At 55.7% G+C, this 18,341-nt stretch carries 18 protein-coding genes and 1 tRNA gene; 5 read left to right on the top strand and 14 right to left on the bottom strand.

Annotation, left to right across the window (positions count from 1 at the left end):
- Positions 1 to 10: 10 nt before the first annotated feature.
- Positions 11 to 370 (top strand): hypothetical protein, encoded by a 360-nt coding sequence (locus tag ACR0LL_RS18425; protein ID WP_480588656.1) that lies wholly within the window; start codon positions 11 to 13, stop codon positions 368 to 370.
- 137 nt (positions 371 to 507) lie between these two features.
- Here the strand turns inward: ACR0LL_RS18425 and ACR0LL_RS18420 are convergent, their stop codons facing one another.
- The 7 genes from ACR0LL_RS18420 to ACR0LL_RS18390 form a co-directional block, all read right to left on the bottom strand.
- Positions 508 to 1,848 (bottom strand): S41 family peptidase, encoded by a 1,341-nt coding sequence (locus ACR0LL_RS18420; RefSeq protein ID WP_209507125.1) that lies wholly within the window; start codon positions 1,846 to 1,848, stop codon positions 508 to 510.
- Positions 1,849 to 1,854: 6 nt separating this feature from the next.
- Positions 1,855 to 2,985: a murein hydrolase activator EnvC family protein gene (locus tag ACR0LL_RS18415; protein WP_480588655.1), complete on the bottom strand. Its 1,131-nt coding sequence runs from the start codon at positions 2,983 to 2,985 to the stop codon at positions 1,855 to 1,857.
- Positions 2,982 to 4,499, bottom strand: a complete 1,518-nt coding sequence (gene gpmI, locus ACR0LL_RS18410; RefSeq protein ID WP_480588654.1) for a 2,3-bisphosphoglycerate-independent phosphoglycerate mutase — start codon at positions 4,497 to 4,499, stop codon at positions 2,982 to 2,984. The genes ACR0LL_RS18415 and gpmI overlap by 4 nt, the downstream gene beginning before the upstream one ends.
- A 103-nt stretch (positions 4,500 to 4,602) precedes the next feature.
- Positions 4,603 to 6,273, bottom strand: coding sequence for a sulfatase-like hydrolase/transferase (locus ACR0LL_RS18405; RefSeq protein ID WP_480588653.1), 1,671 nt, complete (start codon positions 6,271 to 6,273; stop codon positions 4,603 to 4,605).
- A gap of 73 nt (positions 6,274 to 6,346) precedes the next feature.
- The gene (gene nqrM, locus ACR0LL_RS18400; protein WP_267366293.1) at positions 6,347 to 6,583 is read right to left on the bottom strand and encodes a (Na+)-NQR maturation NqrM; all 237 of its coding nucleotides are present in this window, start codon (positions 6,581 to 6,583) and stop codon (positions 6,347 to 6,349) included.
- A 14-nt stretch (positions 6,584 to 6,597) separates the two neighbouring features.
- Complete coding sequence (locus ACR0LL_RS18395; RefSeq protein WP_480588652.1) at positions 6,598 to 7,623, bottom strand: FAD:protein FMN transferase; 1,026 nt, start codon at positions 7,621 to 7,623, stop codon at positions 6,598 to 6,600.
- A 66-nt stretch (positions 7,624 to 7,689) separates the two neighbouring features.
- Complete coding sequence (locus ACR0LL_RS18390; RefSeq protein WP_480483690.1) at positions 7,690 to 7,875, bottom strand: hypothetical protein; 186 nt, start codon at positions 7,873 to 7,875, stop codon at positions 7,690 to 7,692.
- Between the two features lie 122 nt (positions 7,876 to 7,997).
- Here ACR0LL_RS18390 and ACR0LL_RS18385 point away from each other — a divergent pair, with 122 nt between their 5' ends.
- A complete protein-coding gene (locus ACR0LL_RS18385; RefSeq protein WP_480483689.1) occupies positions 7,998 to 8,522 on the top strand; it encodes a CBS domain-containing protein in 525 nt (174 codons plus the stop codon).
- A 2-nt stretch (positions 8,523 to 8,524) separates the two neighbouring features.
- On the opposite strand, the gene ACR0LL_RS18380 is transcribed toward ACR0LL_RS18385, so the two are convergent.
- Positions 8,525 to 9,289: a metallophosphoesterase family protein gene (locus ACR0LL_RS18380; RefSeq protein WP_480588651.1), complete on the bottom strand. Its 765-nt coding sequence runs from the start codon at positions 9,287 to 9,289 to the stop codon at positions 8,525 to 8,527.
- Between the two features lie 184 nt (positions 9,290 to 9,473).
- Between ACR0LL_RS18380 and ACR0LL_RS18375 the strand changes: the two genes are divergently transcribed.
- The gene (locus ACR0LL_RS18375; protein ID WP_480487453.1) at positions 9,474 to 10,487 is read left to right on the top strand and encodes an NAD-dependent epimerase/dehydratase family protein; all 1,014 of its coding nucleotides are present in this window, start codon (positions 9,474 to 9,476) and stop codon (positions 10,485 to 10,487) included.
- Positions 10,488 to 10,541: 54 nt separating this feature from the next.
- Here the strand turns inward: ACR0LL_RS18375 and nqrF are convergent, their stop codons facing one another.
- From nqrF to ACR0LL_RS18345, 6 genes are read right to left on the bottom strand one after another with little or no spacing between them, the layout of a single operon-like run.
- A complete protein-coding gene (gene nqrF / locus ACR0LL_RS18370) occupies positions 10,542 to 11,765 on the bottom strand; it encodes an NADH:ubiquinone reductase (Na(+)-transporting) subunit F (RefSeq protein ID WP_480588650.1) in 1,224 nt (407 codons plus the stop codon).
- 13 nt (positions 11,766 to 11,778) lie between these two features.
- Positions 11,779 to 12,387 (bottom strand): NADH:ubiquinone reductase (Na(+)-transporting) subunit E, encoded by a 609-nt coding sequence (nqrE, locus tag ACR0LL_RS18365; protein WP_209507136.1) that lies wholly within the window; start codon positions 12,385 to 12,387, stop codon positions 11,779 to 11,781.
- On the bottom strand, positions 12,387 to 13,040 hold the full coding sequence (locus tag ACR0LL_RS18360; RefSeq protein WP_267365754.1) for an NADH:ubiquinone reductase (Na(+)-transporting) subunit D: 654 nt from the start codon (positions 13,038 to 13,040) through the stop codon (positions 12,387 to 12,389). Before ACR0LL_RS18360 ends, nqrE begins: the two co-directional genes overlap by 1 nt.
- On the bottom strand, positions 13,040 to 13,855 hold the full coding sequence (locus ACR0LL_RS18355; protein ID WP_267365756.1) for a Na(+)-translocating NADH-quinone reductase subunit C: 816 nt from the start codon (positions 13,853 to 13,855) through the stop codon (positions 13,040 to 13,042). The genes ACR0LL_RS18360 and ACR0LL_RS18355 overlap by 1 nt, the downstream gene beginning before the upstream one ends.
- On the bottom strand, positions 13,848 to 15,056 hold the full coding sequence (locus tag ACR0LL_RS18350; RefSeq protein WP_480588649.1) for an NADH:ubiquinone reductase (Na(+)-transporting) subunit B: 1,209 nt from the start codon (positions 15,054 to 15,056) through the stop codon (positions 13,848 to 13,850). Before ACR0LL_RS18350 ends, ACR0LL_RS18355 begins: the two co-directional genes overlap by 8 nt.
- Before the next feature lie 5 nt (positions 15,057 to 15,061).
- The gene (locus tag ACR0LL_RS18345; RefSeq protein WP_480588648.1) at positions 15,062 to 16,405 is read right to left on the bottom strand and encodes a Na(+)-translocating NADH-quinone reductase subunit A; all 1,344 of its coding nucleotides are present in this window, start codon (positions 16,403 to 16,405) and stop codon (positions 15,062 to 15,064) included.
- 296 nt (positions 16,406 to 16,701) lie between these two features.
- Here ACR0LL_RS18345 and ACR0LL_RS18340 point away from each other — a divergent pair, with 296 nt between their 5' ends.
- The gene (locus ACR0LL_RS18340) at positions 16,702 to 17,817 is read left to right on the top strand and encodes a THUMP domain-containing class I SAM-dependent RNA methyltransferase (protein WP_480588647.1); all 1,116 of its coding nucleotides are present in this window, start codon (positions 16,702 to 16,704) and stop codon (positions 17,815 to 17,817) included.
- A gap of 118 nt (positions 17,818 to 17,935) precedes the next feature.
- Positions 17,936 to 18,012: transfer RNA gene (locus ACR0LL_RS18335), tRNA-Pro, on the top strand.
- Positions 18,013 to 18,341 lie beyond the last annotated feature (329 nt).

The following is an 18,341-nucleotide window of genomic DNA, read 5'->3' as shown; positions in this document are numbered from 1 at the left end:
ACGATAAAAGATGACACAACCATCCCTGACTTTCATTCGGTTCGAAAACGGTATTTGGCACGGCCATGTTGAGGCCGAACGGCAACCGGATTTGGAGGTTCGATATCTGGGCAAAGCTCTGGAGGGTGTTGAGCTTTCGCCTACAGACAACGGATGGAACCTGTATGTTCAGGTACCCGTCACAGCCCTGTCCGAAGGCGTGCACAGCTTCGTAATAGTCGACGCAGGCAGTGTCGATAAACTTGGGAGTTTCTCCATAATAGCAGGAGAGCCCGCCGCCGATGATCTCAGGGCTGAAGTGGATCTTTTGCGCGCGGAGCTGGATATGCTGAAACGCGCTTTCCGACGGGTAAGCCGCGGAGACGGCTGAAACGCTTGCGAAATCGGATCACCCATTCGGTTATGCGCGCTCTGCGCGGCGCCTTCGGATTGCGCTGCTGGATGATGAAATGAAATCTCGCGAGACAGAAAGAAAAGGGCCGCGTTGTACGCGACCCATTGGTTTGGTTATTGGGATGGCCCGTGCGGGGTGAACGCTGACAAGCCTTTGAGGATGTCTATGGCATATGCCAGTTGATAATCCTCTTTCCTCAGCTCAGCGGTTGCTTCGGCCCTTGCACGATCTTCCTCGATCTGGCGGATTTCATCCTCGCTCAGGCTGTCATTGTTCAGACTGCCGCGCAAGTCAGCTTCGGACCGGGTACGCCCGTTGCTCTCTTCCTCTTCTTCTGCAGGTGCAGGGCGAGGCTGTTCAACAATGATGTCCGGGCTGACGCCAAGGGCCTGAATTGATCGTCCTGATGGCGTGTAATAGCGCGATGTGGTCAGGCGCATAGCGCCGTCGCCGCGCAGCGGCATGACCGTCTGCACGGATCCTTTGCCAAAGCTCTTGGTGCCCACAACGATAGCGCGGCGATGATCCTGCAATGCACCGGCCACAATCTCGGATGCCGAGGCCGAGCCGCCATTGATCAGCACCACAATTGGCTTGCCTTCAGCCAGATCCCCGGGGGTGGCATTGAACCGCTCACCCTCATTCGGGTCGCGGCCGCGCGTGGAAACAATTTCGCCTTCGTTCAGGAACGCATCCGAGACTTTGATCGCCTGAGTCAACAGGCCGCCTGGGTTGTTGCGCAGGTCCAGAACAAAACCGTTCACCTTGTCGATGCCACCCGCTTCGGCAATCTGTTCCTGCAATCCTTCCTGCAGGTTCGGGAAGGTCTGGTCGTTGAACGTGGTTACACGCAGCACGACACTGGTGCCTTCGGTCCGTGCGCGCACAGCGGTCAACTTGATTGTATCACGGATAATAGTGACATCGAAGGGATCAGGCTCACCCTCGCGTACGACGGTGATGATAATTTCGGATCCGACCGGGCCGCGCATCAGGTCAACCGCTTTGTCCAGCGTCAGGCCCAGAATACTTTCGCCGTCCACATGGGTAATGAAATCCCCGGCTTCGATTCCGGCTGCGTCGGCGGGGGTATCGTCAATAGGTGAGACGACTTTGACAAAGCCTTCTTCCTGCGTGACTTCGATACCCAATCCACCAAACTCACCCCGGGTCTGCACGCGCATCTGTTCGGCGTCGTCAGGAGAAAGATAACTCGAATGCGGATCAAGCGATGTCAACATGCCGTCAATGGCCGCCTCGATCAGTTCTTCGGGCTCAACCTCTTCGACATACTGGGCGCGGATACGTTCGAAAATGTCGCCGAACAAATCCAGCTGTTCATAGACGCTTGCCTTGTTCTCGGCCTCCTGCGCCAGCAGGGGTCCTGCGATCTGAGTTGTTGCAAGAATACCTGCCACAGTTCCAGCCAGACCGGCCACCACAAATTTCTTCATACGCGTTTATCCATCCTTGTCGGTCCGAAACCACGATTCCGGGTCCACGGGGCGATTGTCTTCTCTTACCTCTATATAGAGCGTTTCTGAGCGGTCAGTTCCAGTGCCATCACTGCTTGTTGACAAAATTGCGCCGATTTCCGGCATTTCACCGGGCATCAGACCAACTGGTGTGCCCTCTGGGATCACCTGACCGGTCTGGCCAAAGACCTCCTGCAAACCGGAAAATACGAACAAAAGACCCGATTGAGGTTCAAGTATTATCAGGTTCCCCAGGTCCAGCAGCGGCCCGCGATAGCGAATTGTCGCAGCGGTTGGCGATGTGACCAAGGCGCGCGGGCGTGTACCTAAAATCAGGCCGGGGCGCGTGACACCAGCGGCGTCCGTTTCACCGGCCTTGTGCAGCAAGATGCCCTGTACCGGCATTGATATCCGGCCTTTCCTGTCCAAGACGCTGGCATTGCTGTCGAGGATCTCTCCTTCCGAGATCTCGGACAGACCACTTGCAAAACCATCCAGTGTTTCGGTCGACGAGATCAGAATGGCCGTACGTACCGGGTCTTCCACGAAACGGCGGGGCAAATCCGTGCGGTCGGCGATTGCCTCGCTCAGACGGGTACGGGCTTCCTGAACACCCATCAGACCCTCTGTCAAAGTTTCCGAGGCCTTTTGCTGCAAGACACGCAATGTCTGCACTTCATTTAGGTCCTGCGCCAGTTCCTGCGCGCTGGCGTTCAGGCCGGGGGTGACCTCGGACAGCATAATACCGGCGCGGGCAGCCCCCAACGGGCCGGCGGGATGTAACATCAAAACGGGTGGTTCGGTCGTTTCAATGGTTTGCAGAACACCGAGCAATCGCCGGATTTCCTTTTCGCGCGTCCGCAACTCGGCACTCAGTTGCGCCTCGCGGGTAGCCGCTTGGCGCAATCCCACCCGCATCGCACCCAGCCCGGCCTCATAGGCATGGATCGTCTCCGTAAGAGCATTGACCCGGTCCCGGGCACTTTCGGCTTCGGATAACGCGATGGACGCCTGTTCGAGCATCTGCGCTGCATCCAAAGCAGCCTTGGAAGCGTCTGGCTGGGCCAGCGCCGGCAAGGCCAAAAACAGACACACTGCCAGAGCAGCCGGTTTCATGACAGCAGGCTTTCCCCGGTCATTTCCGGGGGTTTAGGCAAACCCATCAGTTCAAGCAGGGTCGGGGCGAGATCGGACAAACGTCCTTGGCGCAATATAGAACCTTCTGGCCCGCCAACCAGCGCTACCGGAACAGGATTGAGCGTATGGGCCGTATGCGGGCCGCCGGTCACAGGATCAACCATGACTTCGCAATTACCATGATCGGCCGTGATAATCATCGCCCCCTTGACCTTTTCAAGAGCCGCAATGACTTGCGCCAACCCCTGATCGACGGCTTCACATGCTTTGATTGCGGCATTCAGATCACCTGTATGACCAACCATATCGGGATTGGCATAATTTGTAACAATCAGGTCATACCCGCCTTCGATGGCTTCGATAAACTTCGCCGTAACCTCTGCGGCCGACATTTCGGGCTGTAGATCGTAGGTCGCCACTTTCGGCGAGCTCGGCATAAAGCGGTCCTCACCTAGTTCGGGCGTCTCCTTACCGCCATTCAGAAAGAACGTAACATGCGGGTACTTCTCGGTTTCCGCCAGTCGAAACTGACGGAGCCCTTGCTTGGCGACCCACTCGCCCAACGCATTTACAATCGCGCGCTTTGGAAAAACCGTGGTCATGTAAGCATTATGCCCGTCAGAGTACTCGACCATGCCCAGCAGTGCTGAAAGCTTCGGGCGCGGTCCTGTCGCGAACTCGGAAAATCCGGGCTCTCCGATGGCGCGCAGGATTTCACGTGCACGGTCAGCGCGGAAGTTCAGGCAAAAGAAACCGTCGCCATCGTGAATACCGTCATATCCTGTCAATACGGTTGGGGTGACAAACTCGTCAGATTCGGACTGGTTATAGGCGTGATCAACCGCGCCATGGGCGCTGCTGGCTGTTCGGCCCTGCCCGTTGACCATTGCACCATATGCTTCACTGACACGCTCCCAGCGATTGTCGCGATCCATGGCAAAGTACCGCCCGCTCACGGTGACGATGCGTACGTTTTCGGGCAGGCGTTCTTCCAGCTCAGCGATATAAGTCAGAGCTGACCTTGGCGCGACATCACGCCCGTCCGTCACTGCGTGCAGTGCAACCGGGACACCGGCATCCGTTATGGCAGTGGCTGCGGCAAGGATATGGTTCAGATGACCATGCACGCCTCCATCCGAGATCAACCCCATCAGATGTGCAGTTCCGCCAACGGACTTAACACTGGCGATGAAAGCTTGCAGAGCTTCGTTTTCAAAGAAAGTCCCGTCTTCAATGGAAAGATCGATCTGGCCCAGATCCATGGCGACCACACGCCCTGCACCGATATTGGTGTGCCCGACCTCTGAGTTGCCCATCTGCCCGCTAGGCAGACCCACATCGGGGCCGTGGGTGATCAGGGTTGAATGCGGGCACTCAGACATGATCGCGTCAAACGTCGGCGTGTTTGCCAGATAGGGTGCGTTGGCTTTTGTGTCCTCGGACAGGCCCCAACCATCAAGAATGCACAGGACTACAGGTTTGGGGGTGGCCATTGATGTACTCCATTTGCTGCTCTTGGGTCACCTTCTATCCTTTGGACTTCGACGGGTGAACCGCCTTTTGCAATGATGTACAATTATAACCAACACAGAGGTGTTAGTCCTTCAGATAGCTTTGGAAAGGGCGCACCTTGCGATTGCGGTATTTGACTGTCAGATCCAGTGGTGCATCGTTTTCATCATAAACGCCCAGAACAACACCCCTGCCCCGGCTTTTGGTGCGCATTTCAATCAATTGCTGCTCGGACCGGGTCGTGCGCTGTGACGCCCGCCGCGTCCAGGCGAACAGGTGCTCGTACATTTCGGCGATTACACCGGCATGTTCGGCGCTGTCACCCAGATCGTTCAACTCATCAGGGTCATTCTCCAAATCGAACAGGATTGGCCGGTACCCACCTTCACAATGGATCAGTTTCCATTTCTTGCTTGCGACCATGAACATCACCGCATCGCGGACCGACATGTCCAAAACATTTGCGATTGGCGAAGCCGAGTAGTCATATTCGCAGATCACCACATCGCGTTGCAACGTGTCCACCTCCCCAAAAAGGATGGGCAGCAGGGAGTGACCTTCCAGAATATGCGTCGCCACTTCCCCACCAGCCGCATCGACAAAGGTCGGTGCAAGGTCGATGGATTCTACAAGCGCATCGCTGACTGTGCCACGTGTCGCGTCCGCCTCGGGCGACGGGTCATAAATGATCAACGGCACTCTGGTTGAGGCGTCGTGGAAAAAGGTCTTTTCCCCCATCCAGTGATCGCCCAGAAAATCACCGTGGTCTGATGTCAACACGATCATCGTGTTTTCCATCCGCCCGGCTCTCTCCAACCAATCCAACAGGCGGCCCATCTGGTCATCGGCTTGCTTGATCAGCCCCATATAGGCTGGGATAACCGCCTCACGCACATCCTGCCGCGAGAAGGTCTGGCCGATCTTTGTGTCCATGAAGGCTTTGAGCACGGGATGCGCATTCTGACGTTCCGCCTCGGACCGCACCACAGGCAATACATGTTCCGGCCCATACATCGAGGCGTATGGGTCCGGTACGATGTACGGCCAATGCGGCTTGATAAAACTCAGATGGCAGCACCATGGGCCATCATGCGTTTCCATGAACTCGATCCCGCGACCGGTCAGATAGGGCGTTTCGCTGTCTTCCTCGGCAATATTCGCGGCTTCGGGTGAATTCTTCAGAAACCAGCCAGACAGAACGTTGCCATCCGCATCCAGTCCGGAATTGGCAAAGTCATGCCAGGGATTGTCACTCTCATACCCCTTTGCTTTCAGGAACTTGTTGTATTCCTTTGCCCCGTCCGGGTCATAATACCCATCCGGACCTTCGGGCAGCATACCGTCATCCCTTTCATATACGTCAAACCCACATTCGGCGACGCGCGCACCTATCAAGCTGTCAGGTTCCAGACCAAGCCGCGCCATCCCTTCGGCGTCTGCACGCATATGGGTTTTGCCGACCAGCCAGCAATCCATCCCCGCCTTCCGCAGGTGATCACCCATCGTTATCTCGCCGACTTTCAACGGAATTCCGTTCCACGACGCGCCGTGAGAATGCACATAGCGCCCTGTATAGGTGGACATGCGAGAGCTGCCGCAGATCGGTGATTGGATATAGGCGCGGTTGAAGCGCACGCCTTTGGCAGCCAGACGATCGATATTTGGAGTATGCAGATGTGGATGGCCGTAACAGCTCAGATAATCCCATCGCAGCTGGTCGAACATGATGAACAGGATGTTTTTTGCCTTGGCCAAGTTGACGCCCTTCCCCAAAAGTCACGAGGGCCTAGTTAGCCCCTTCTATCCGCAGAACGAAGCAAAACCTGCGTCAGGCCTGACGGTCCATTTGTTCCAGCATCTTCTTGGCGCGTTTACATTGCAGCTTGTCGCGCAGTGGGCTGTCGGGGTCGATGTCTTTTTGGCAGACAACGCATTTGTCAGCGCCCGAGATCGCGTTTAGACCACCGCAGCTGCCTTTGATGGTCTTTCCCATCAGCATGACACCCAATGACATGCCCACCATGACGAGAGCGAGAAGAATGAAGGCCAGAATAAAGGTACTCATCTCAGCTCCAACAGTCAGTTCGATCCCAGCGCGTCTTTGAACGCCGCACTATGGGCAGTGATATAGGCATCTTCACCGCCTGTCACATCCCGCGAGATGAAATACACGGCAAGTTTATGCTCCTCCGCCAAAGCAAGACCCTTATCCTGACCCAAAGCCAGCATGGCTGTTGCCCAGGCATCGGCCATCATCGCGTTTTCGGCCAGCACGGTAACCGAGGTGGTGCGATGCGTGATCGGGTGGCCTGTTGTCGGATCGATGATATGCGAATAGCGCACACCATCCTGTTCAAAGAAATTCCTGTAATCGCCCGAGCTGGCCATGCCCCTATCATCCAGTGAAACAACCAGTTGGATGGTTTGCGAACCCGATTCAGGTTTCTCGATACCAATGAGCCACGCTTCGCCCTCGTCATTCTTACCTTTGGCCACAAGATCGCCGCCAATTTCGACCAGATAGTTTTCGATGCCAGCGGCCTGCAAGGTTTCCGCAACAGCGTCAATTCCATAGCCTTTTGCAATCGCGGACAGGTTAATGCCCACACTGGCGTTTGACTTGGCAAGCGTACCAGCATGTGTATCGAGCTTCAGCAAGCGGCCCTGACCTACACCGTTCAGCGCTGCGTTGATATCGGCATCAGATGGCACCGGGTCCTCGGGTTTGCGTGGGCCAAAACCCCAAAGTTCGATCAAAGGGCCGAGGGTTACGTCGAAAATGCCACCGGATTTCGCGTGCACTTCGTTCGCCGCCGAAAGAACCAGCGCAAATTCGTCGGAAACAGGCATTGGATCTGTGCTGGACGACGCGGAAAAAACGGAAACCTCGGAGTTCGGATCCCAATTGGACATCTTGGCATTCACAGCTGCCAACTTATCACTGACGGCCGCAGCCAGTGCGTCTTCGTCAAGGTCTTCGCCAATTGCGGTGATATTGTAGGTCGTGCCCATTGTCTCACCGGACAGACGGACCACTTCGGGTTCCTTGTCAAAAAGACAGCCTGAAAGAAGGGTGAAAAAGGCCAGTATGGGCAAAAGACGCATTGGGCGTTCTCCGGGACATTCTGTGCCCGGCATATGACAGCGGTCCCCGCCAGAGTCAAATTGGCATTACAGTTTCAGCGGAAGGAAACCCAACAGCAAAAGACCAGTTCCGGCCGGAATACCAAACAACCACGCGCGTTTGCGCCACCCGGGCTGCTGTTGCTTCCACGCCATGCGAAAGTTGTGACCGCACACGACAGCCGCAAAGAAGATCAGCGCGGCAACGGGGGGCGTAAGATAGAGTTCATTCAAAGGCTTAAGCTCCCTTTGCTGACCTGCGTTTGGCCAACTCGTGCAATTGTACCCTATACAGGTCGTTTAGCTGCGCTAAGGTGAAAGGGAAAGACTTTGCAAGAACCAAAAGGAGATTGCCCATGGCTCCAACCTCTTACCAGTCGCCGTCGCGCGGTGACAAGGCTGACAAGACAACCTACAGCCAATCAGCGGAATCAAACCTGTCGCATTCGCAGACGACCGTGGCCAAGTTGCTTGAGGGTAAAGGGGATGCGGTGTTTTCGGTGCGGCCTAATGATACCATCCATTCGGTGGTGAACACGCTCAAGGAAAAGCGGATTGGCGCTGTTCTGGTGACAGATCAGAACGGGGCATTGCAAGGGATCTTGTCGGAACGCGACATCGTGCGTCGCATGGCCGATACGCCCGGACAGACCCTGCCACAGTCGGTCGAAGACCTGATGACCAGGGATGTAAAGGCCTGTACGCCCGAGGATACGCTGAACGACGTGCTGAAAACCATGACCGAAGGGCGTTTCCGCCATATGCCGGTTCTGCGTGATGGCAATTTGTGCGGTGTCATCACTATCGGTGATGTGGTGCATTTCCGTCTGAGGGAATTGGAGTATGAAGCGCTTCGCATGAAGCAGATGATCGTAGGATAGTTTCAACTGGTTGAAAAAAACCTGACGCTGCCGCTGTCTATTTCAACGGCAGTTAATCTGCCTGTGGCAAAGGCACCTGTATCGATCGACACAACCCGGTTTTTTACCCGGGGGTGGCTTACAATAGTATGACCGTGAACAACCCATTGCGCGTCGCTGCGTGCAAGCCGTGGAAACATCGGATGACCCCAAAGACAGATCTGGCGATCCTGGGATTGAATGGATTGCCGCGGATCAAGTGCCGCGTGGACAAAGGTGACGTTGCCGCTGGTCCAGGTCAGCGGCAGATTTGCAAGCCAGTCCAGCAAGCTGTCGCCCATCTTGTGCCGCAGACGCTCTGCCAGTTCAGGCAGATGCTTGCCACTGTCCAACTCATCGGGACATTCGAGACCGAAAGATGCCAAAGTTTCCGCTCCGCCGTTATGAAACCAAAGCCTGGCGTATCGTTCCGGGTCGTGTACAAATTGCAGCAGCATCTCTTCGTGATTGCCAAGCAGGCATTGAACCCGCCCGTCTAACGCCTCACTCAGGTGATGCAAATGCCGCAGTACCTGCGCGCTGTATGCCCCCCGATCGATGTAATCGCCCAGAAAGACCAGTGGGCTTTGATCGTCGAGTCGTGGCAAAACTGCCTGAAGCAAATCAAGACGGCCGTGAATATCACCGACAGCTGTCACCTTTTCCGCGGGTGCCACGTCGCATGGCATCGCATTGGTGCTTTCCTTCGCCGCGGATTGGAACCGCCGTCTGATCCAGTCTTTCATCATGGCATTTGATCCCTACCCGCCCTGCGTAGTGGTCGCAATCAACAACTGTTTGAGTAGGCAAAGTGTTGACCACGAGCCTTAGATTGTCCGATATGGCCCGCAGGATGTTCGCAAGCAGTTGATCTGATGATAGGATCAACGCCTTTCGATCAGCGATGAATTTGCAGTGAGTTCTGAGGGTTTTATGAAACGAGTTTTGATTACAGGTTCTGCCGGGTTCATCGGATTCCATCTGGCCAAATTGCTTCTGGCAGAAGGGTTTCAGGTACATGGCTATGACGGGATTACCGACTATTATGATGTGACCCTGAAACAGCGTCGACATCAGATACTGCTTCAAACCCCGGGATTTACGGCAACTGAAGACCGTTTGGAAAACTTTGACCGTCTTGTGCAGGTCGCTGAGGAGTTTCAGCCCGATGTCATCGTCCATCTGGCCGCGCAGGCAGGCGTGCGGCACAGCCTTGAATATCCTCGCAGCTATATCGAGTCGAACGTTGTGGGCACGTTCAATGTGATGGAAATCGCGCGTCAGCACAAAGTGGAACATCTTTTGATGGCGTCGACCTCATCAATCTACGGTGCAAACGAGGACATGCCGTTCATCGAAACAGAAAAAGCCGACACCCAACTGACGATCTACTCCGCCACCAAAAAGGCAAATGAGGCGATGGGGCATTCCTATGCCCATCTGTGGGATTTGCCGACCACCATGTTTCGATTTTTTACCGTTTACGGCACTTGGGGGCGCCCCGATCTGGCCTATTTCAAATTCGTCGCTGCGATACTGGATGGCAGACCAATCGACATCTACAATCATGGCGACATGTATCGCGACTTCACGCATGTAGAAGACCTTGTGCGTGGGATCAGGTTGCTGATCGATGTTCCGCCGGTCCGCCCGACCAGCCGCGCGGATATCGAAGATGGTGACAGCTTGTCGCCCGTTGCACCGTACCGCATCGTCAACATTGGCAACGGAGACAAGGTGCGTCTGATGGATTTCATAGAAGCCATAGAAGAGGCTGTTGGCCAGAAAGCGGTCAAAAACTTCATGCCAATGCAGATGGGCGATGTTCATGCCACCTGGGCTGACAATCAGCTGTTGCAGCGGCTGACGAATTATCGCCCGCAGACCGACCTGAAGGACGGTATCGCACAGTTCGTCGCCTGGTATCGGGACTATTACGGAAAATAGGTCGATCTGGCGCCGGAATGAAAAAACCGGCGCACTCAGCGCCGGTTACTTTAGTTACCCGCCAAAATCGTCGAGCATGATGTCTTCGCGATCCACGCCCAGATCCAGCAGCATGTTGATAACCGACTGGTTCATGATTGGCGGCCCACACATGTAGTATTCACAATCCTCGGGTGCCGGGTGGTTCTTGAGGTATTCGTCGAACAGAACGTTGTGGATGAAGCCTGTATAGCCTTTCCACTCATCCTCGGGCTGGGCATCCGACAGAGCGACATGCCATTCAAAATTGTCGAACTCTTCCGCCAGTTGGTCGAAATCCTCGACAAAGAACATCTCTTTCTTGGACCGCGCACCGTACCAGAAACTGATCTTGCGGTCGCGGTTCTCAAGGCGTTTGAGCTGGTCAAAGATGTGGCTGCGCATCGGTGCCATACCGGCGCCACCACCGATGAAGACCATTTCCTTCTTGGTTTCACGTGCGAAAAACTCGCCAAATGGACCCGAGATTGTGACTTTGTCGCCTGGCTTCAGGTTGAAGATGTAGGATGACATCTGACCCGGAGGAATTCCTTCTGAGCCCGGAGGCGGTGAAGCTACCCGAACATTAAGCATGATCATGCCCTTTTCATCCGGATAGTTGGCCATCGAATAGGCGCGCTCGATAGGTTCGTTCACAACCGACTCGTATTGCCATAGATTGAAGCGATCCCAATCCTCGCGATATTCTTCCTGCACTTCGAAATCAGTGTATTTCAACTGATGAGCAGGTGCTTCGATCTGGATGTAGCCCCCGGCACGGAAATTCACGTCCTCGCCTTCGGGCAGGTCTAGGGTAAGGGCCTTGATAAAGGTCGCTACATTGTCGTTCGAGCGAACGGTGCATTCCCATTTCTTGACGCCGAAGACCTCTTCTGGAACTTCGATTTCCATGTCCTGCTTGACCGCCACCTGACAGGACAGACGGTCGCCACAGGAGGCTTCGCGCTTTGTTATATGGCTTTCTTCGGTCGGCAGGATCGAACCACCACCCGAATGCACTTTCACGCGACACTGGGCACAGGTACCACCACCACCGCAGGCTGACGGAACAAACAGTTTTTCGGCCGCCAATGTTTGCAGCAGTTTGCCACCCGCCGGAACCGAGATAGTCTTTTCACCGTTGATGGTGATGTTGACGTTGCCGGTCGACACCAGCTTGGAACGTGCAGCCATAATGATGGCCACCAGCGCCAGAACGATCAGGGTGAACAGGACAACGCCGAGCGAAAAGGTTTCCATTCTCACGCCCCCCTTACAGTTTCACGCCCGAGAAGGACATAAAGGCCATCGCCATCAGTCCGGCGGTGATAAAGGTGATGCCCAGCCCCTGAAGCCCGTCCGGCACATCCGAGTATTTCAGCTTTTCGCGCACGCCTGCCATCGCAGTGATTGCCAGCGCCCAGCCGAAACCGGATGAGATGCCATAGGTGGTCGCCTCGGCAAAATTATAGTCGCGTTCGACCATGAACAGCGAACCACCTAGAATGGCACAGTTCACAGTGATCAAAGGCAGGAAGATCCCCAGTGCGTTGTAGAGCGGCGGGAAATACTTATCGAGGATCATTTCGAGGATCTGAACCATCGCTGCGATCACGCCGATATAGGAAATCAGCCCGAGAAAGGTCAGATCCACATCCGGGAACCCGGCCCATGCCAATGCGCCCGGTTTCAGCAGGAAGGACAGCAACAGGTTGTTGGCGGGCACGGTGATCGCCTGCACCACCATGACTGATATTCCCAGCCCGATGGCAGTCGAAATCTTTTTCGACACGGCGATGAAGGTACACATGCCAAGGAAAAAGCTGAGCGCAAGGTTTTCGATAAAGACGGCCTTCACGGCCAGAGAGATAAGCCCTTCCATCAGTGCGCCTCTACCTGCTGGATTTTGTATTCACGTTCTTCAACCTGGTTCGGCTTCCACGTGCGGAAAGCCCAGATCAGCAGGCCGATCACGAAGAACGCCGAAGGTGGCAGCAGCAACAGGCCGTTGGGCACGTACCAACCGCCATTGTTGACCGTTTGCAGGATTGTCACGCCGAACAGGCTGCCCGATCCAAACAACTCCCGGATGATGCCCACCAGCATCAGGATCAGGCCATAGCCCATGCCGTTGCCCAAACCGTCGATGAACGAGGCCACCGGCGGGTTCTTCATGGCGAATGCTTCGGCACGGCCCATTACGATGCAGTTGGTGATGATCAGGCCGACAAACACCGACAGCGTCTTGGAAATCTGAAAGGCATAAGCCTTGAGTATCTGATCCACCAGAATCACGAGCGAGGCGATAATCACCATCTGCACGATGATCCGGATCGAGCCCGGGATCTGGTTGCGCAGCATCGAGATGAACATCGACGAAAACGCCGTGACCGACGTCACCGCTATGGCCATGACAAAGGCCACTTGCAGTGATGACGTTACAGCCAGTGCCGAACAGATACCCAGCACCTGCAAGGTGATCGGGTTGTTGTCGACAAGGGGGTCGACCAGCAGCTCTTTCTTGGTCTGCGACATCAGATCTCTCCTGCTTGCAACTTGGCCAGGAACGGCGCGTAACCCGCATCGCCCATCCAGAATTTCACAAGGTTGTCGACCCCGCGCGATGTCAGGGTCGCGCCCGCCAGCGCATCTACGAAAAACTCAGGCCCGGCCGCTGGTTGTGACTTGGCGACGGTGATCTGCAAGGCGCCCGCGTCATCATGCAGTTTCTTGCCGTTCCACAACGCCTTCCAACGCGGGTTGTCCACCTCGGCACCCAGACCAGGCGTTTCACCATGCTGATAGAATTGCAGGCCGAAAATGTCGTTGCCGTTCTTTTCCAGCGCGATGAAGCCATAAAGCGTGGACCACAACCCATAGCCATGCAGCGGCAGGATCACCTTGTCCAACGCTCCGCTGTCGTCGCGCAGCAGATAGATGACCCGATACTTTGCCTTGCGACCAATGCCTGCGGGGTCATCGTCAAGGGCAACACTTAATTCCGGATCACCGGCGGCGGCCAGATCGTCAAAGGTGGCTGGGTCGAACTGATCGTCCGCAAATTCGCCCGTCGCCAGATCCAGAACATGCGGCTCGAACGCGGCAAAGGCCTGGCTGACATCAATGCCGGGTTCATACACCCCCGCCACCTGAAGAATGTTGACCTGCTTGTCCTTCAGCTTGTTGGCCTCCTGCACCGGGCGCAGACTGACTGCCGCGGCCGACACGATCATCGAGGCAACGAGACAAACCGCAACAGCGATGAAGATCGTTTTGCCAACCGAATCCGGTGAGGCCGCCAGAAACCGGGCAATCGCGCCCTTGCGTTCAGGGGATTGCGTATCAGACATGGCGACGCGCCCTCCGTTTGATGTTGGCCTGAACGACAAAATAGTCGATCAGCGGTGCAAAGACGTTGCCGAACAGAATGGCCAGCATCATACCTTCGGGGAAGGCTGGGTTGATCACACGAATTAACACAACCATGACACCAATCAGTGCACCATAGATATAGCGCCCGACATTGGTGTGGCTTGCCGAGACCGGCTCGGTCACCATGAAAGCCAGACCAAAGGCGTAACCGCCCAACACGACATGCCAGTACCATGGCATTGCGAACATCGGGTTCGTCTCGGACCCGATCAGGTTCAACAGCCAGGTGAACGCAATTGTGCCCGCCAGACATCCCAAAATCAGCCGATAGTTGGCAATCTTGGTGATCAGCAGGAAGGCCAGACCGATCAGGCAGGCCAGAGTCGAGGTTTCCCCGATACTGCCCTGAATGGTGCCGTAAAACGCGCTCCACCAGGTGATACCGTCGGCGGCCAGTGCCTGGTAGCCTTCGGCAGCCGACACAGCCAGAGCCGTCGCCCCGGAAAACCCGTCAACCGGGGTCCAGACTGCATCGCCCGACATCTGCGCGGGATAGGCGAAATACAAAAACGCCCGCCCCACCAAGGCAGGGTTGAGGAAGTTCTTACCAGTGCCGCCGAATACCTCTTTGCCGATGACAACACCAAAGATAATTCCCAGAGCAACCTGCCACAGAGGCGTGGTTGCAGGCATGATCAGGGCGTAAAGCATCGAAGTGACAAGAAAGCCTTCATTCACCTCATGCCCGCGGACGGTTGCGAAAATGACTTCGAAAATACCGCCTGCCACCAACGTGACAATATAGATCGGCAGGAAGTACATAAGCCCGTGCATGACATTGGCAAAAATGCTGTCCGGACTAAGCGAGATGCCAAGAACCTGAAGAACTGCAATCCGCCAGCCGGTTGCAGACTCTGGGCCAAGCGCGGCAATGGCCGAGTTTGCCTGATAACCGGTGTTCCACATTCCCCACAGGATGCACGGAATAGTAGCAATCACGACATACGTCATGATCCGCTTCATATCCACGTAAGACCGCGCATGAGGAGCAACGGTGGTTACGGTTTTCGGAGTGTAGATGAAGCTTTCCACCATCTCGTAGATCGGAAAAAGCTTCTCGTACTTGCCGCCCTTGGTAAAGTTCGGCTCGATCCGGTCAAAGAAGTTACGCAATCCCATTCGGATCAGCCCTCCTTTTCAATCTTTTTCAGGCAGTCGCGCAGAGCCAGCCCGTATTCATATTTCGCCGGACAGGCAAAGCCCACAAGGCCCAGATCCTCTTCGTCCAGCTCAAGCGCTCCCAGTGCCTGAGCCGTATCCGTATCCATCACCAGCAACGCCCGAAGCAATTGTGTGGGCAGGTAATCCTGCGGCATCAACTCCTCGAACACTCCTGTCGGCACCATCGCGCGGCGGCCACCGTTCAGGTTGGACGTGAAAGCATAGAGCTTCCTGGAAAAGGCCGAGCCCAATACCGGCTGGACGGAATACTTGGAATGCATTGGTCGGATCCAGCCCATCGGAATCTGATCGTGATCCTCTCGGATGATACAGATCTGACGGGCAAACCGCCCCAGATATGCGGTCGGACCGTCGGCATGCTCACCCGACAGGATCGAACCCGAGATAATACGGGGCGTTCCGTCCACACTTACTTCACCTCGTGTCAAGTCGTCCGTGGACGCGCCCATCACAGTGCGGATCAAACGCGGCTGACGCGCACCGGGCCCGGTCAAGGCGATCACAACACTCGGATCCAGACGCCCGGTCTGCATCAGGCGGCCAATCGCGATGGTGTCCTGATAACCGATAGTCCAGACTCGCTTTTCCCCCGCAATCGGTTCGAGGAAGTGAATATGCGTTCCGGCCAAACCAGATGGATGTGGACCGGAAAACGCCACGGCCTCGACACCGGCAACATCCGCGCCGGGGATCGTGTCGCCTTGTTTCTGGCAAAGATAGGTTTTGCCCTCGGTCAGCTTGCTGATTGCTGCCAACCCAGCGGCAAAGGCCTCGGGTGCCTCGGCAATGATCGTGGCGGCATCAGCCGCCAATGGGTCACTGTCCATGGCTGTCACGAAAATCGCGTTCGGTTTGGCACCGGGTTCCGGCATTTTCGAATAAGGCCGCGTGCGGAATGAAGTCCATAGACCAGCGGCGCACAGTTTTGCAGTCACGCCTTCGGCGCTATGCGCATCGCCCACGCTCGAAAAATCCAAGCCCGTGTCATTGGCGTCGGACACTTCGATGACGACGCTCTGCAACACCCTGCGGGCACCCCGGTTGATGGCAACAATCTTGCCTGTCACCGGTGCAACCATCATCGCGTCAGGCGCATCTTTGTGACAAAAGAGCGGCGTACCCCGCTCGACACTATCACCTTCCTGCACCAGCATCTTTGGCTTCAGGCCAATGTAATCCCCACCCAGAACGCCAACGGTCGAGTATTCCGGACCCGGATGAATGGTTTGGTCGGGAGCGCCTTCCACTGGCAGGTCCAACCCTTTTTTAAGTTTGAAAGTTTGCATACCGCTACGTTCTTCCAAGCCTCTTTCCTGCGCCAGCCCTGCCGACACCCTTTAGGGGTCATGCAATAACGCGGTTTTTTCCGGTGCCCATCGCAAAAGCGTCGAAACGGGTCCAAATTCCGCAGGCGTATTTCTGATCACGGACCCTTTACGCGCGGATGCCCGCAAACGCAAACCTGTTACCGCCGAAAGTTAAGATCAAACTGCAAAATCTTAGAGTTTTCCCTCAAGATGGCCAAAAATACGGGTCAAAATTGCGTGTCGCGCCCGCTGAACTTCCAGTGTAAGCAACCGGAATGAAAAAAGACACAGACTTCGAAATCTTTCTGATTGCCACCCCGGGCCTTGAAGCCCCCCTCTGTGCCGAGGCGCAGTCCAACGGGTTCGCTCAGGTCAAGACGATTCCAGGGGGTGTCATTTGCCGTGGTTCGTGGTCCGAGGTCTGGCGCGCCAACCTGACCTTACGCGGTGCAAACAAGGTTCTGGTTCGTCTGGGCAGTTTTCCTGCCGTGCATTTAGCCCAATTGGACAAACGTGCGCGCAAATTCCCGTGGGGCGAGTTCCTGCGCTCCGATGTTCCGGTCAAAGTCGAGGCCACCAGCCGCAAATCCAGAATATATCATGCCGGTGCCGCACGGCAGAGAGTTGAACAAGCGATATCCGAAACTCTGGGCGCTCCGATATCTTCCGACGCCGATGTCAGGATCTTGCTGAGAATCGAAAAGGACATCTGTACATTTTCCGTCGACAGTTCTGGAGAGCTTTTGCACAAGCGTGGTCATAAAGAAGCAATTGCCAAAGCGCCAATGCGCGAAACGATGGCAGCCATGTTTCTGCGTGGCTGCGGATTTAGCGGCAATGAACCGGTGTTGGACCCGATGTGCGGTTCGGGTACTTTCGTGATCGAAGCCGCCGAGATTGCCCTGGGGCTGCGCCCTGGTCGGTCCCGCAGTTTTGCGTTTGAAAACCTTGCGGGCTTCGACCCTGACCGCTGGCAAGACATGCGCAGCGAGTCAGAGGTCGCTGAGTGTTTTCTCACCTTCTGTGGCTCTGACCGCAACGCCGGAGCTATCGAAGCCGCAACAGCCAACGCCCATAGAGCGCGGGTTAACGCCAACACGCGTTTTCAACAGCTTTCCGTCAGTGACATCAAACCCCCTGCGGGACCCGCCGGGCTGGTCATTGTGAACCCTCCCTACGGGGCGCGAATTGGAGATGAAAAGCGTCTGCGCTCTGTCTACGGAGCCTTGGGTAAATCTTTGATGAGCCGGTTTCGAGGATGGCGTGTTGGGATTGTGACCAGCGCTCCGGCTTTGGCTCGGGCGACCCGCCTGCCTTTGCTGGCGCCCGGTCCGGTCGTGGACCACGGAGGCACCAAGATCCGTCTGTACAAAACGGATCCGCTGCCATGAGAGTCGCGTGACCTGTTTAGCCCGTCCGTTACCGATCCAAAGACGGAAGATTAGGATGATCGCTTCTCAAAATCCTCTTGCGCATCGGCAAAGCCGCGTATAGATCACCCGCCACGGTCGGAGTGTAGCTCAGCCTGGTAGAGCACTGTCTTCGGGAGGCAGGGGCCGGAGGTTCGAATCCTCTCACTCCGACCAATAAAAGCATTAAAGATCATAGCCTTGTCGCTTTTTCACAACCTCCTTGAATGAAGCTCTTCGTGCCAAAATGGCATGAAAAATCAACAGAGTTCAGAGAACATGGAACATTTGCGGCTTACAAACTACGTTTCTTCATCCACTCATCAGCCTGATTTCCGGCTGCGCAAGCGGCCCGAAAACGAAATCTGGGAAATCGTATGGACCGACGAAAACGGTAGCGTTAAGCGAAGGTCTACTAGGTGTTCAGTCCCGGCATTTGGTGGATCGGATTTAGGATGAATCGATCTGGCTCTAAAGTCCAGATCTTGCAGACGTATTCATAGGGC

The sequence above is a fragment of the Ruegeria sp. AI2 genome (assembly GCF_056541275.1).
This window is presented reverse-complemented; position numbering and strand designations above follow the sequence as displayed.

Coding starts and splice junctions, on each gene's coding strand:
- ACR0LL_RS18395 (WP_480588652.1), bottom strand. CDS start 7,623: ATGCGTCTTTTGCCCATACTGGCCTTTTTCACCCTTCTTTCAGGCTGT.
- nqrM (WP_267366293.1), bottom strand. CDS start 6,583: ATGAGTACCTTTATTCTGGCCTTCATTCTTCTCGCTCTCGTCATGGTG.
- ACR0LL_RS18350 (WP_480588649.1), bottom strand. CDS start 15,056: ATGGGATTGCGTAACTTCTTTGACCGGATCGAGCCGAACTTTACCAAG.
- ACR0LL_RS18355 (WP_267365756.1), bottom strand. CDS start 13,855: ATGTCTGATACGCAATCCCCTGAACGCAAGGGCGCGATTGCCCGGTTT.
- gpmI (WP_480588654.1), bottom strand. CDS start 4,499: ATGGCCACCCCCAAACCTGTAGTCCTGTGCATTCTTGATGGTTGGGGC.
- ACR0LL_RS18380 (WP_480588651.1), bottom strand. CDS start 9,289: ATGATGAAAGACTGGATCAGACGGCGGTTCCAATCCGCGGCGAAGGAA.
- nqrE (WP_209507136.1), bottom strand. CDS start 12,387: ATGGAAGGGCTTATCTCTCTGGCCGTGAAGGCCGTCTTTATCGAAAAC.
- ACR0LL_RS18420 (WP_209507125.1), bottom strand. CDS start 1,848: ATGAAGAAATTTGTGGTGGCCGGTCTGGCTGGAACTGTGGCAGGTATT.
- ACR0LL_RS18375 (WP_480487453.1), top strand. CDS start 9,474: ATGAAACGAGTTTTGATTACAGGTTCTGCCGGGTTCATCGGATTCCAT.
- ACR0LL_RS18425 (WP_480588656.1), top strand. CDS start 11: ATGACACAACCATCCCTGACTTTCATTCGGTTCGAAAACGGTATTTGG.
- ACR0LL_RS18415 (WP_480588655.1), bottom strand. CDS start 2,985: ATGAAACCGGCTGCTCTGGCAGTGTGTCTGTTTTTGGCCTTGCCGGCG.
- nqrF (WP_480588650.1), bottom strand. CDS start 11,765: ATGGAAACCTTTTCGCTCGGCGTTGTCCTGTTCACCCTGATCGTTCTG.
- ACR0LL_RS18385 (WP_480483689.1), top strand. CDS start 7,998: ATGGCTCCAACCTCTTACCAGTCGCCGTCGCGCGGTGACAAGGCTGAC.
- ACR0LL_RS18360 (WP_267365754.1), bottom strand. CDS start 13,040: ATGTCGCAGACCAAGAAAGAGCTGCTGGTCGACCCCCTTGTCGACAAC.
- ACR0LL_RS18340 (WP_480588647.1), top strand. CDS start 16,702: ATGAAAAAAGACACAGACTTCGAAATCTTTCTGATTGCCACCCCGGGC.
- ACR0LL_RS18345 (WP_480588648.1), bottom strand. CDS start 16,405: ATGCAAACTTTCAAACTTAAAAAAGGGTTGGACCTGCCAGTGGAAGGC.